A 13,532-nucleotide genomic window follows, 5' to 3' on the forward strand; every position below is an offset into this window, starting at 1 on the left:
TGTTGTTTCTCAACGAGTGGAGATTTTTAAGTGGCAAATATTAAATCAGCTATAAAGCGCGCCCGCCAAAATGAAAAATTGCGCAAACACAATGCAAGTGCACGTTCCATGTACCGCACTTATATTAAGCATGTTATCAATGCTGTTGAAGCTGGTGATCAGGAAGCGGCTCGTTCGGCCTACGCTAAAGCCCAGCCTGTCATTGACAAAGCTGCCGGCAAAGGCCTTTTACATAAAAACAAAGCTGCCCGTATTAAAAGCCGTCTTGTCGCCAAAATCAAGGCAATGGCTGCTTAAACCGTTTTTCCGTCGCTCTAAGTCCAAAAAAATCCGGGCCGGTCTTACACGGCTCGGTTTTTTTTATGTCATATAAGGCAGATAACCCTGGAAGCATTCTAAAGGCTTATTTTCGTTCAAGATGGACCAAATAGGGCCGTTCAAAGCAGGCGGTTGCTCTCTTACTATAAGTTTACTGCCGGTGATAAGCTATAAGAACTGCCCTGAGAAACTACCCATATACCAGACCTTGGTCTAAATCAATCTTATCTTGCAGGTTCATTTCTCCAAATTCGGCTCTTAAATTTAGTACCATATTTTTTATAGGATTGTTTTTATTAAAAAAACGATTGCTTTTCTTTTGGATAATATCTTTTACAAAATAATCTTTATCATTGAGTCTGATATTTTTTTCAAGCCAGGCATCAAATAAATCATTTACTGTATCATATTGAGAAGTTTCATAGACAATTTCTTGATTTATCAAGTTGTCTAAAAGTAACAGCGCATTCAATTTTTTTAGATTTGAACTTGAGTTTCTATGCTTGCTTTTTTGTATTTTTAAAATGTTTTCTTGTAAAGTTTTTAATATAACATGAGCAATATTATTATCAGTTGGTCGTATTACATGATCAATTGATTCATATAATAATCCGCCCTCATTTTTCGGAGTGTATAAATCCATAGACTTACGATCAAAGATCGTAATGTAAGCAGATATAGCATTTCCAAAATCATTCAACCGACTTTCAATACCTGTATCAATGATTTGACTTTCAAGAAATGCTGCTGGAATATGAGCAGCCCCGCAGGAGACGATGCAGATTGTATCATCAGGGATTTGTGCAATATATTGACAAAAAATTTCATTTGGGATGGTCGTTCTGTATATAGAATTGTTATACATTACCATTGCATACAGAGAGTAAAGTTCAAAATCCAGAGGCGGCTTATCCTTGACATAGCGCTGTATAAAATTGTGGTATAACTCTTCATCTAACTCTAACAAAAAAGCGTCAATGTCTTCTTTTGTTTTGCAGTTCAAAGCCGGGTTTGTTTGATGGTTTTCTAAACCAAAAACCCCTATACCATGATGATGTAAAATTTCAGCATCGGTCAAGTCCAAAAAGTGCTGTAAATTCCCATTAATTCAGCCTATCAAGTTAGTACGTTATTTAGTCAAAGCATTCATCCCTACAACATTAGACTTTCCGGCTTCATTCTCAGCCAGCCAGTCATTAAATTCGTCCATATTAAGATAACGCCTTGATTGCCACTGCTCGTTTTGTTCAGCTAATAAAGCGCCAATCAGCCGCCATGCAGAATCATCATTAGGAAATATCCTTATCACTCGTTCTCGGCGCCTGATTTCCTCGTTAATTCGCTCTTGCATGTTGGTGGTGCGAAGTCGCTTCCTGTATTTCTCCGGCAACGCCATAACTACCATGGCATCGTCAAAAGCCTCCTCAAGGCAGGTAACTGATTTTGGTGCTTTTTTCTCAAAGGCATCAATAAAATCATCGCGTCTACGCCTGGCTTCTTCCATATCAGGTGCCTGAAAAACAAGCTTTGCCTTTTCAGCAACATCTTTGCGGTGTCTGACAGAGCAGTGCCCGAGGATGTTGCGCATCAAGTGAACTTGGCATCGTTGCCAGGTTGCACCTTGAAAGTGCTTTCTAGCCGCTTCCACAAGCCCTGCATGCTGGTCTGACACAACATACATCACGCCTTTTAGCCCACGAGATTTTAGCCATTTAAACGCTTCATCCCATGTAGCATAGCTCTCAGTGTCACCAATGCGAAGGCCCAGTATTTCACGGTAGCCATCACTTCTGATACCCGAGATGGTCAAGGCTGCTCGAGACACGACTCTGTCACCATCACGACACTTGATAAACATCGCATCAACCATGATAAATGGGTAGTTGTCACCATCAAACCGACGCTCGTTGAAGGCTCTGACTCTTGCATCAAGACCAGAACACAGTTGACTGACGGTTGACTTTGAAAAACTAGCACCGCAAAGTTCTTCAGTAATGTTATTAACTTTTCTGGTTGATACGCCATTAACAACCATTTCCATCAGAGCCAATACAAAAGCCTGCTCACTGCGTTGATAGCGCTTAAAAATATCGGTAGAAAAAGAGCCATCACGTGTCTGCGGCACTTGAAGAGTGACTGGTCCCACACGAGTGTATAGTTGTCTTGGACGGTAACCGTTACGATAGCCTATACGTTCACCTGAACGTTCATGCTTGTCTGCTCCCAGACTTTCTGACACCTGTGCCTCCAATACCTGATTCAATACACCTTCAACAAGCTTTGCGAGCCCATCCTGGCTTGATAAAAGTTCTGGAAGCAATTCCTTTCCAACTGTAATATTGTAATCCGTCATCGCTAATCTCCTTCGATAGTTATTGTTTTTCACAACTCAATAGTACCGAATTTTAGCGATGACTCCACTCCTAAAAAGTCAACCTGAATTTACAGCAGTTTACGGACATAACCTCAGCATCTTCCCAATCAAACGATTTCTTACCTTTATAAGCATTAAAAGTGTTTGTGGAAAATGAAACTGACTCAGTCTGTGAGATGGCGGGTAAAGATTCACTTAAAACAACTATATTCTTTCCTGTTTGTTGTTTTATATAACGTAATTGACTTGCAATTTCTGCCAAAGCTCTAAGGCCACTTTGGCTACCATGCGTTTCCCCAATAATTATGTGGGTACATCCTGACTGTATGCTATTGAAAATAAATTGTAATATATTTGTCATAAGTGAGCTATTAATGCACTTCAAAATACATTATAGCACATACAAACAAGTGCAAGAGACGCTATGCATAACGTAACGTTCAACTATAAATTAGGTGTTTTTCTCTCTCCAGGAGATGAAAGCAGGGACTATTGGAAGTTATATGGAGAATCGGACACCTCATGCTCATAGCGTGTTTCTGGGCTGTTATTGGCAAAGCTCTTATTCATGAGAAAATACAATGCCAGATTGCGTGAATTATTTTTTGTAAAATCCTTAAAAAAGCCTGAGTTCTCTGCTTGTTTGAGGGATTGTTGAGCCTCGCCCAAGCATTGCTGATAATCTCTTTCTATGTGTTCCAATTGGGCTTTTAAATTATTCTCATAATCACTAACGAGCTCGGTTTGAGCATCTGGCAAGATCACCAGAGTATCAGGATAAGAACCATACACCTGGTTTACACCAAAAAAAGAAGCTGCGATTCGAATGAGCAGTGCATGCCAGGGAAGATAGTAGCGAAAACTGGTTACATAACGATCATCTTTCTCCAAAACATAACATTTAGCGAAAAATGTGGCCAGTTCACCAACGGTATTGGCAAAAACATGAGTAGCGTATTGAAATTCTTCTCGATAGCTATGGAAAGCCGTGGTGTTCTTGTCCATTCCCTGTTTCAGTTTCTTTTGGGCTATAGACAATCGACGACGATAATCCTGGATATCAGTCTCATTAGGTTCATCCATCAAAGATAGTTCCGTACGTATGTTATCCCCCATAACTTTAACCAGTTCTAAACACTGAAAATGATGTTTGTTCAGAGGTAAATTTAACAAACCTTGCAAAAGAAATAATTTTTCCAACATATTAATAAATAAGCATAATTTTTTCAGAACACTGTTTTCGGAATCGCTCGAAAGAATATAGGGTGGGGATTGAAATGCATTGCTGTGATAAAGAACGGTTCCGTATAGCTCTTCAACCACCTTTTCCCGCATCACAGGAATCTGATACTGCTCGAGCATTTCTGTCATGGCATCAAGGCCATCGGCTTTAATGACTTGTAACCAGTCCATATAAGAAGAGGCATCGGCTTGTTGATTAAGCCATTTTTCGACTTCCTGCTGCAAGGATTGACACGTAAGAGTTACCCTGTGCCTTAATTCTTCCATTGTTAAACTCATGCTGCCTGCTCACAAAATAACTATACTGCAGTTATATTATCGCAGGCGCCTCAGCTTTTCAAACATCAGACAAAAGCCTTTCTTCTTTGCAATGGCGTTTTGAAAGAAGCCTGATGTTCATGGATTCAGGCTCACCATAGACAGCACACCACTGTCTGATTTATTCAACTGCTCATAAGCACGTTTTGCTGGCATATAGTGGGGAAATTTTATCATCAAACGTTGAAGTATCATTCTGGACAAGGTTTCATCCCCTCGATTCCATTCAGCCAGCGCATCAAAATAAATTAAATCAGCAGGCTGACTGGTGAGCACCGGAACCTGATTCATTAAAGCCGGCTCAATATAGCTGATTTTTTCCTGAGACTGTGCTTGAATTGACCTTAATAGCTGGCGTGCCTCCATGTTACCGTTCTCACTGGCACGTTTTAGCAGTTGGCGCCCTTTATCTATCATTGATTCACCCTCAAGACCTTCCAGGTAAAAGGTAGCCAATTGGTATTGTGCATAACCATTATGACGAAGTGCCAGCTGTTCATACCATTGCCTGGCTTTAGAAATATCTTTTTCAACACCCAGACCATATTGATACATCCTTGCCAAAGCAATCATTGCTTTTTCATTTCCCTTCTCGGCTGCCTGTTGATAATAATGGATGGCATCGGAATAACTTAACCTGGTTGCTAAACCGGTTTCTGACAACAAGCCTAATTGATATAAAGCTTTATCATCGCCCAAAGCCGCCGCCTTTTTGTACCAGGCCAAGGCTTTTTGAGCGTCTCGTTGTGTGCCGGCACCATTAAAATATAATCCCGCGAGTTGGGTCATGGCTGAGGGCATTTCTTTGTCAGCCGCTTCCTGATAGTATTTTTTTGCCTGAAGGTTGTTCACCTCAGTTCCCTTTCCATATTCATACATTAAACCAAGATTATAGGCTCCCAGTGCATTACCTTCTTCTGCGGCCTTCTGATAAGCTTGGATTGCCTTGACGTACTGATCCTCCACCGTTTCATAAATAAAGCCCATGGCAACAAAGGCCTCAGGAGATTTTTGGGAGGCTTTTTCATACCAGGCCAGCGCTTTTGCATAATCCGGTTGCGATAACCTGCCGGATTGATAGAGTTGTCCCAATTGATACTGAGCCAGGGTATTGCCTTGTTCAGCCGAAGCCAAATACCATTGCTGAGCCAATTGGGGATTTTCTGAAGCGCCGATGCCCTTGTCATACATATAGGCCAATTTTAGTTGAGCAAACTGATCGCCTTTTTCTGCCAGGCCACTATAAATAGTACGTGCTCTTTGTAAACTTTCAAAACTATCCTCCGATGCCAATGTATAATCAGCCAGTAGCAATCCAGCTTTGCTATTTCCTAACTGATAAGCCTTAATCAGAGCGGGTAAAAATTCTTTATGAGATTGTTCCGCCAAAACGGCCAGATTAAGGTCAGCATAAGAAAAGGATTCCGAAGCGGCTTGCCTCAATAATTGTTGGCCCTTTTCCTCATTCTTTGCAATTCCTTTTCCTTCACTGAGATAAGTTCCGACAACAAAGCGGCTGACCACATTGGCACCGGATTTCTCAAGCCACTCTAAAGCTTTCTTCTGGTCAGCGGGAACACCTATCCCGCGATCATATAATAGACCTAATAATAAAGCAGCTTCAGGATTGCCTAAATCGGCTTGATGTTTTGCAATACGATACGCTTTTTTCTGCAGAACAGGATCTTTTTCCATCGCATTGAAAAAGGCAAGAGGTAATAAAGCTTCAACGACACCTTGTTTTGCTGCCTCCTGATATAAGCGTCGAATTAAGGCCCTTCGCTTGGTTTGTTTGACCACAGACAAGCTGACGTTTTTATCATGAGTCAGCTTTTCAGCCAGTTCATATTGTGCAGGTCCATAACCATTGGCTGCAGAAAGGTATAACATTGAGGTGGCTTGCTCTTGATGAGCTTGAACGGTTTTATGAGGATCAGCGTTTCCTTTTAAAATTTTGGACATGACATACTGCGCATAACGATTCCCTTTAAAAGCGGTATCCCTTAGCCATTTTACCCCTTGAGTGTATAATTCAGGATCTTCTTTCTGTTTTAAGTACAATACAGCCAGCGAATACTGAGCAGGCAAGTGTTGCTGCATAGCTGCTTTTTCATAAAACACAATGGCCTGATGATCACTTTGCATAACGCCTAAACCGTATTGGAACATTTGACCAATATGAAATTGTGCTTTTGAATTACCCAAAATGGCCTGATCGTACATTTCATTAAAAAGGGATAAAAAGTTTCGCTCCTTTGTATCATCAGGCAGCCAGTATGAAAACCAATCTATTTTTGAACTTTTCTGCTTTGGAAGGGTATAGATGTCGGCAAAGGGAAGCGTCAAATCGGAATGATATACCACATAACTGTTCGCTAATAATTCTGCCTCCAGATGCTTGCTTAATGGATATTCGGGATAAGTCCATTCAGAGGCTTTTGCCTTATATATTGTTCTGACCAGGGCATCATAATAATCATGAAGCGGTACTTCATTGGGCTGAGTTAAAACAAATTGAGGCTTAAACAAAATCTTGCGGCCAAATTCTTCTATTTGTGGTGATTGATTATAAATTGTATCGCGCAAAGAGGCATCATTCTTCCAGGCGGTATAAATTCCCGTAGCCTGATACTGAGGCAAATTTAAGGTATCACTCGCATCATTTGACAGCCAGCGAGCCACCTGCACTTTCGCGTTTAATTCTTCATCTTTCTTTGCTGTGTTTTCAGCCTTTTTCAGCCATTGCTCGCTCAGTGGTTCATTAACATCTGTTCCTATACCTTTTTTATACAATGCGGCCACTTCTTTCTGAGCTTCTAAAAGACCGGAAAGAGCAGCATTCAGCATCCATAAAAACCCTTTTTTTTCATTATATAAAGAGCTTTTTTTATCAAGATACAACTGTGCCAGCTTGAATTGGGCATTGGCGTTTTTTTGGTTTGCCGCTTTTTGATACCAGCTCTCAGCTTCTTCCGGCTTTTTTTCTTTTAAAGCAATGTCACCTAAAACAACCATTGCCGGAACAAAACCCTGGGAAACAGCTTTATCAAGATAATCCTTAGCCACTGACAGATCACGGGAAACATAACGACCATTTGCATACAATTCCCCCAAAAGAGTCTGTGCTTTAAAACTATTGCCCTCATTAGCGGCTTTTTTTAGCCAAATCACAGCCAGACGATGATTTGAAGAAGACCGGCTTTCTAAAAAATGCTCCGCCAAAGTGTATTGGGCAATGGGATTATCCTTTTTAGCCGCCTCGATATAATAACGTCTTGCCAGGCCCGGATTTTTCTTGGTTCCAAAGCCATAAAGATAGGAAGCGGCTACAAACATTTGTGCGGATAAATCATTTTGATCGGCTGCTTTTTTAAACCAGACAAAGGCCTTCTCAGGATTATTCTTAATCTGTAAATAATATTTGCCCATGAACAATTGTGCCGGCAAATACCCTTTTTCAGCTGATTTTTTAAAAAAACGAATGGCAAGGCTCTCATTTCTTAACTGTCCATAACCATACAAATACAGTTTTCCCAAATAATAATCTGCCACAGGATCTTTGCCCGACTTCATGTCAAGTGTCTCAAAGGCTTTATCATAATGACCCAGACGATAGGCATCATAATCTGTTTTTGCGTAAGAATACTGGCCTAATGAAACAGCAAGAATATAAATCCAAGGTTTATAAATGTTCATGAAGTTCCCCTATCCATAAACTGCCCCTCTCATCATTTTTCACTTCGTTAAAATGCAATAGAGATTAATAGGCAGGTATAATCCCATACCGAACAACTTCTCTTATAGCGCCATTTTTTGTGTTGCCGTTAACAATCCAGAGATTACCGCGATTATTTAAGCCAAATTTAACCTTTGTATACTCACAAACGGCCAAAGCATCATTGCAGTCAATAATTTTTCCATAATCCAGATGACGATCGGCTACCGTACAAATAAACTTGACTTTCTTCTCATTCGTGGAAAATACCGCCCATCGTTTGGAAGAAAGTTTGTGATTAAGATAAACATTAAAATGTTGCTCATCATCATGCATATGATACAGATTAACCGACTCAGGCAGCTTATTGTAGATAAAATACATTGAATTTCGCTCACCTGCTGCCCCCGGCAGCAAGGTTAAAATACGCAGCTGTTTTTTATATCCTGTATCATGACAACCTAAAGGGAATCGATCATCTTCTTTTTCCTCAGCGTACGTTCCTCCGGCTATCAATATCCAAGCTACAACCCCAAGCAAGCAACCTGTTTTCTTATTTTTTAGTGTTTTCATCGGTTTTTCTCTCTAAGCGTTATTGGACGTACAATAACCTTGGTTCCTAAGTGGTTATTACTTTCATTGGATAGCTCAACAAAATGGTGATTTAACCATTTGGCATCGTCGGTGAAGATGCGCACACAACCATGGCTGGCACGAACTCCGGGAATATCATTGGATCCATGTAAGGCAAAACCTTTGTAAAAATACATGCAATAGGGCATTCTTGCATTATCAAAAGTATTAGAGCGGCAATGTTGATTCTCTTTGCTGAACATACGGAAAATGCCTGTAATGGTGCGGCATGAACCATTGCTGTCGACACACTTATCTCTACCGGAAGAAATGGGACCCCATTTCACTAAGTTTCCACTGGCATCATAAGCTGCCCAGGCTAATTTATCCTGATCAACGATAATTTGCTTTTCATGAGCCTTATCGAGTTTAAGTGGGAAGGGTGAAATATCAAAAATGGTAAGATTTTCCAGATTTTTCGGCACAACAATGACTTTGCCATACCATATCGAATTGTAAGTACGATTTAAACGTTGCACCAAATCTCTTTGAGCAGGATCGGGAAACATTTTTGTCCAGTTTTGGCCTTTCCCAACCTTAACACATTCGTATTGAGGATAAGCACAAAGCTCCGTGCCATAATAGGCGGCATTGGCTGTCGAGACCAACAATATAAACGATATCATTAACATTATCCGTTTCATTCCAGCGCTCCTCAGCATGCTTTCTTCATGAGCAATATTTGCCCTTTTGATGCTTTTCTGTAGCTTGTTACTCTATTGTCGGTCGTTGATTGAATAAGTTTAGCTTTTCTACAAAAACACAAAATTATTGCTATAGTATAATTAAAATATATAGCTGAGATATGAAAAAAAAGAAAAATAAGGCCACTTTCAACCATTTCGAAAAGGTTACTGACTTGAATCTCCCACTCATACAAAGGATAAATAAATGCCACGAAGCCGCTATAGTCTTTAATGAGCACGGCAAAATCATTGCCATCAGTAATGAGGCCGCACGACTGTTTTCCTCTTCGCCAAAGCCACTTGTCGAGCAATCATTATGGTCTCAATTGAATTTAGATAGTTTTGCCAAAAAACGCCTTTTTGTACGTGCAAGACGTTATTTCAGATCCGTCAAAGAAGGTCTTCCACAGCAATTTACCTGGGTTGAGAAAAAAGAGGATAAACCGGTTCTGGCTTTAAACATTGTCTTAAGCCAAACTTCATTTAATGATGAACTCGTCTATATTGCTCAATTGCAGGATATTCTTCAGCTTAAATTAACAGAGTGGGTTTTATGGTCTTTGGCTAAAATCAGTAATTATGAAAAAATTACTGAGATTATTGATGAGATTTTGCTATTGGCCAATCGTGTTTTTGATGCTGACCATGCTATGGTCAGTCTGGTTGAAAATAAAAAAATTGCTCGTTCTGTCAGTTATTATCATGAAGGAAAAAAAACAGGTAATATATCGTATTCATTAGAAAACACGCCCTGTGAAATCGCCCGTAAAAAACAAAAAATCTGTCATTATCCTGGACATGTGCAGGAAAAATTCCCCAAAGATCATTTGCTTCAAGAGCTCAATGCCGAGTCTTATATTGGCGGTCCAATCACGAATGCCCAGAATAAAGTAGTCGGGTTATTAACTTTGATTGCAGAAAAAGCTATACCCGTGAGTGATTTGAATGACACTCTATTTCGCCTTTTTCTGGATCGAATCGGTCTTGAAATAGAAAAACTTCTGTATCAGAAAGAATTACAGTTTTTAGCCAGTATCCCTAAACAAGATCCAAATCCTGTTATGCGCATGCACACTGACGGAGAAGTTATATTTGCTAATCATAAAGGCAAAGAGATCCTTAATCACTGGCAAGCTGGTAACTCGAGTCCACCAGCAAAAATCTTAAATAGCATCATGAAAGCACGAGACACAGGTCAAATCATCACGGAAGAGATAACTGTACAAAACAAAACTTATTTACTCACCTTAGTCTGGATCTCAGATTTCAATCAAATCAATCTTTACGGAACAGACATCACCAACTTAAAAAATGCCCAGCAAAACATTTTAAATCTGGCAAGATATGATGCTCTTACACAAATTGCCAACAGGCAATATTTTGAAGAGAAATTGCTGATTCATATAGCAAACCATGAAAAGCTCGCTTTATTACTTATTGATATTGATAATTTTAAAATTATCAATGATACATTAGGGCATCCTGTGGGCGATCGTCTTTTAAAAATCGCCACCAAGCGAATGCAGAGATGCTTAAGAGAAAATGATTTTATTGCCAGGCTTGGTGGAGATGAATTTATCATTATGTTATGCAACAATCCCAATGAATCCGCCACCATTGTGGCTGAAAAGATTAATGATGTGCTGGCTAAACCTTTTCAATTTGGTGATTACAGCCTCGATGTGACCTGTAGCATAGGGATCTCGTTTTTTCCCGATTCAGCAACCAATGCCAGTAACTTGTTGAAACAAGCCGATATTGCCATGTATCAGGCGAAAAGATCAGGAAAAAATCAATATGCGGTTTTCTCAAATCAACTACATGGCCTGACTCAAAGACGTCAGAAATACTTGAAAAAAGAACTGATAACCGCGGCAGCAAAAAACGAATTGTTTGTCACCTACCAACCTTATTTCAATATGCAAACAGCAGAAGTGTCTGGTTTTGAGGCGTTTTTACGATGGTTACACCCTAAAGAAGGACTCATTTTTCCTATCGAATTTATACCTATTGCCGAACAAAATGGCACTATTCATACCATTGGTCAATGGAGCGTTGAGCAAGCTATTTCTGAATACGCTTCCACACTGATGTCCAAGGATAAAATAAAATTATCTCTCAATATATCTCTGACACAAATCAGTGATGCCCGTTTCATGGACACTTTGTTAAGCAGCATAGAACAATACGGTATCAGTGCCGATCATATTGTTCTTGACATTTCTGAGCATATAATGGCTACGGGTGCAGAAGATATAAGCAAGCTGAATACTTTTAATCGTCATGGAATCAAATTAAGTCTGGATAATTTTGGCAGTCTGGAGGTATCCTTGACAAGACTCGCCGCCTTGCCCATTCATTATTTGAAACTGGATAAAAAATTATTAGATGACATTGAACATCAACAAAAATCACGCTCTCTGCTTAGCGGTATCATAGAACTCGCCAAAAAATTAAATATCGCAGTGATTCAAAAAGGCGTGGAAGAGAAAGAACAGCATGAATTATTAAAATCATTAGGGTGTCCATATGCTCAGGGAAATTACTATTGTCCTCCTCTTCGACTGAAGGAATTACAGGATTTTATCCGCGAGCATGAAGCAACGATGCAAAGTGAAAGTTTTTAGACAAAAATATGGGCAGCAATTTTATAATCAAAAGACTATAAGATGCACAGTTTTCCATGTAATGTATGCGCCGAATTTAAAGAAAAGTGGGTGGGGCTAAGCAGTTTTATAAAGATTAAAAGGCAAAACGAAACATCGCTGGATGGGACAATTATTTTTTTTATAATATTTATTCAGTTTGGTCAAAAATTGAAGTGCGTAGGCCGTGGTTTGTCCTACGGTATAATAATATAATTAATCTTGTCTTAAGTTTTAGTTGATATATTCTCTATTCCAGGGCGATTTCATCAAAGTTCAAAATCCAATCACTTTTTTCAAATATTGCGTAGAAAGGGCAGCTTTCATTCGTTTTAAAGCAATGCCATCTTGGTTTGAAGTATCTTGGGTTAATAATTTAAGGACTATTTTACGCATAATGCTCAAATTTCTATCTGCATAGCCGCGATATATGGGGCATTGATCTTCGTTCATACCGACATCCAACTTATAGTGTAAGCCATTTTCTATTTTCCAATGGTCGCGAATCGCCTGACGCATTAAGTTGTGTTTTTTATAAGGCAGGGATGTCATGTAGTAACGTGTAGCCGTTTCAATGTCTCCTGTGGGTAGATGCCGCGTGGATTGCACACGGATATAGGCGCTTAAATCTTTCCATTGTTGACCGCAGGAAGGAAGGTACATGGCTGGTAATACGGTGTATGTTCTTTCTTCAAAACGGCTGTGGTCATAATTATTGGTGTCTTTCTGTTGGAAAACCATGGCTTTGTAATTTAGGGAGTCCGCTTTTTGAAAGAGGTTATCCACTTTCCGGTGCATGCGTTTATGATTCTTTTTTAAAGCAAGCACATAATGAGCTTGTTTGAGACGTATTAAATTGGCAATTCCCTTTTGCGTTCCCATTGCATCAATCGTTATTACTTTATCTTTGATATTGAGTGCTTTTAGTAGTACAGGTATCCCCTTTATTTCATTAGACTTGTCAGGTGTAACCGTGCTTCCAAGCGTCGCGGATAAGCGTGGGGAGTAAGCATTCACCAGATGGGTCGCCTTCTTATGGCCCCTTTGATAAGAGGAGCCGCGACTCGTCTTACCATCAATCGCAATCAGCTCATCCATAAAAAATTGACTGATTCCTTCTATCCATGAACTTAAACAACGCTCAAATTCTAAAGGGTCAATCAGAGAAAATACCCGTGCCAATGTGTGATGGCTTGGCAAACCTTCACTGACGTCAATAAATTGGCTTAACCATCGCTTGCGCGACCTGGCAAAAATCTCCATGGCTTTCCAACTGTCACAGCCACATATTAATCCGCATAAAACAATAATCAGTATCGTTAAAAGTGAATACGTGCAACGACCTCCAACTCGTGGATCGCGGATGGACAGAAAACAATGAAACAAATATTGATTTTTTCCAAATTTACGCGTACTTTCTAACACAATCAGGCTCCTTCTTAAGATTTTTATAATCTACGTCGGTCAACGTAGGTGCCTGATTATTAACACTTTCTATTTTAATTTGCCAGATAAATCAACTCTCTCTTCTACAGTTGAGATACTCTTATCGTTTGATTTTTGAACTTTGATGAAATCGCCCTGTCTCTATTCTATTGGTC

9 protein-coding genes are annotated in these 13,532 nt (G+C 39.7%); 2 read left to right on the forward strand and 7 right to left on the reverse strand.

Translation table 11 applies throughout. The annotated features are described in order from the left end of the window. The first annotated feature begins 30 nt into the window (after positions 1 to 30). A complete protein-coding gene (rpsT, locus tag E4T55_RS05060; RefSeq protein ID WP_058501773.1) occupies positions 31 to 297 on the forward strand; it encodes a 30S ribosomal protein S20 in 267 nt (88 codons plus the stop codon). A 211-nt stretch (positions 298 to 508) separates the two neighbouring features. Here rpsT and E4T55_RS05065 read toward each other — a convergent pair whose 3' ends face one another. The 6 genes from E4T55_RS05065 to E4T55_RS05090 all read right to left on the reverse strand — a co-directional run bounded on the left by E4T55_RS05065 (position 509) and on the right by E4T55_RS05090 (position 9,244). Further along, positions 509 to 1,396 carry a hypothetical protein gene (locus E4T55_RS05065; RefSeq protein ID WP_058501774.1) on the reverse strand — a complete coding sequence of 296 codons (888 nt, stop codon included), beginning with the start codon at positions 1,394 to 1,396 and terminating at the stop codon, positions 509 to 511. Between the two features lie 51 nt (positions 1,397 to 1,447). Next, a complete protein-coding gene (locus E4T55_RS05070) occupies positions 1,448 to 2,671 on the reverse strand; it encodes an IS256 family transposase (protein ID WP_115325208.1) in 1,224 nt (407 codons plus the stop codon). Positions 2,672 to 3,181: 510 nt separating this feature from the next. Beyond that, the gene (locus tag E4T55_RS05075; RefSeq protein WP_131780769.1) at positions 3,182 to 4,213 is read right to left on the reverse strand and encodes a hypothetical protein; all 1,032 of its coding nucleotides are present in this window, start codon (positions 4,211 to 4,213) and stop codon (positions 3,182 to 3,184) included. A gap of 117 nt (positions 4,214 to 4,330) precedes the next feature. Continuing rightward, entirely contained in the window at positions 4,331 to 7,948 is a 3,618-nt protein-coding gene (locus E4T55_RS05080; protein ID WP_058502727.1) for an SEL1-like repeat protein, read from the reverse strand. A 64-nt stretch (positions 7,949 to 8,012) separates the two neighbouring features. Continuing rightward, positions 8,013 to 8,540 (reverse strand): hypothetical protein, encoded by a 528-nt coding sequence (locus E4T55_RS05085; protein ID WP_058502728.1) that lies wholly within the window; start codon positions 8,538 to 8,540, stop codon positions 8,013 to 8,015. Beyond that, positions 8,537 to 9,244, reverse strand: a complete 708-nt coding sequence (locus E4T55_RS05090) for a L,D-transpeptidase (RefSeq protein ID WP_058502729.1) — start codon at positions 9,242 to 9,244, stop codon at positions 8,537 to 8,539. Before E4T55_RS05090 ends, E4T55_RS05085 begins: the two co-directional genes overlap by 4 nt. A gap of 161 nt (positions 9,245 to 9,405) precedes the next feature. Between E4T55_RS05090 and E4T55_RS05095 the strand changes: the two genes are divergently transcribed. After that, the gene (locus E4T55_RS05095; RefSeq protein ID WP_058502730.1) at positions 9,406 to 11,913 is read left to right on the forward strand and encodes an EAL domain-containing protein; all 2,508 of its coding nucleotides are present in this window, start codon (positions 9,406 to 9,408) and stop codon (positions 11,911 to 11,913) included. Between the two features lie 294 nt (positions 11,914 to 12,207). Here E4T55_RS05095 and E4T55_RS05100 read toward each other — a convergent pair whose 3' ends face one another. Then, the gene (locus E4T55_RS05100) at positions 12,208 to 13,356 is read right to left on the reverse strand and encodes an ISAs1 family transposase (RefSeq protein WP_115325366.1); all 1,149 of its coding nucleotides are present in this window, start codon (positions 13,354 to 13,356) and stop codon (positions 12,208 to 12,210) included. Between the last annotated feature and the right edge of the window lie 176 nt (positions 13,357 to 13,532).

This window comes from Legionella israelensis, from assembly GCF_004571175.1.
GTDB lineage: Bacteria > Pseudomonadota > Gammaproteobacteria > Legionellales > Legionellaceae > Legionella_D > Legionella_D israelensis.